Genomic DNA, 613 nt, shown 5'->3' on the forward strand with positions numbered 1-613 from the left:
GCATACCTATAACGGCCAGCGCGGACTGCATCACCGTGAGCCCGGTGTTGTGGGTGCTGCCATGTCCACGCCCGAGACCTACGCCGAGATCATCTGTGACGGCAAGCACGTGAACCCTGGCGCTATCAAGGCGCTGCTGCAGGCCAAGGGCTGGCAGCACACAGTGCTGATCACCGACTGCCTGGGTTGCGGCGGCATGCCCGAGGGCAAGTACACCAGCGGTGGCATGGATGTCATTATGAAGGACAACCTTTGCTGGCTTGCCGATGGCTCTGCTATCGCCGGCTCGGTGCTCACGCTCGCACAGGGTGTCAAGAACATCGTCGACTGGGGTCTCGCGAGCGCCGATATCGCAATTCGCATGGCGACCGAGGTGCCCGCGCGCTCTGCTCACGTCGAGGATAAATGTGGCAGCATCATGCCGGGTCGCGATGCCGATTTTGTCGTGTTCAATCCCGACCTTACCCTGGTCGAGACGTATGTGGGTGGCAACAGCGTCGCTAACGCGTTTGCCGAGTAGCCGCCAAAGAAACGATCCGAGAGGGGATTTAGATGATTTACGGTGCATTGGGCGATATCGAGGAGTACCGCGGAATGCTCAAGGGCCTCGACG

At 60.4% G+C, this 613-nt stretch carries 1 protein-coding gene; it reads left to right on the forward strand.

Features of this window, described 5'->3' with window-relative positions:
• On the forward strand, positions 1 to 520 hold a 520-nt coding region (locus tag ACTQZF_RS09230; protein ID WP_441555112.1), incomplete at its 5' end, for an amidohydrolase family protein.
• Positions 521 to 613 lie beyond the last annotated feature (93 nt).

The organism is Collinsella sp. LCP19S3_H3, assembly GCF_052119145.1.
In the GTDB taxonomy this organism is placed as follows: Bacteria; Actinomycetota; Coriobacteriia; order Coriobacteriales; family Coriobacteriaceae; genus Collinsella.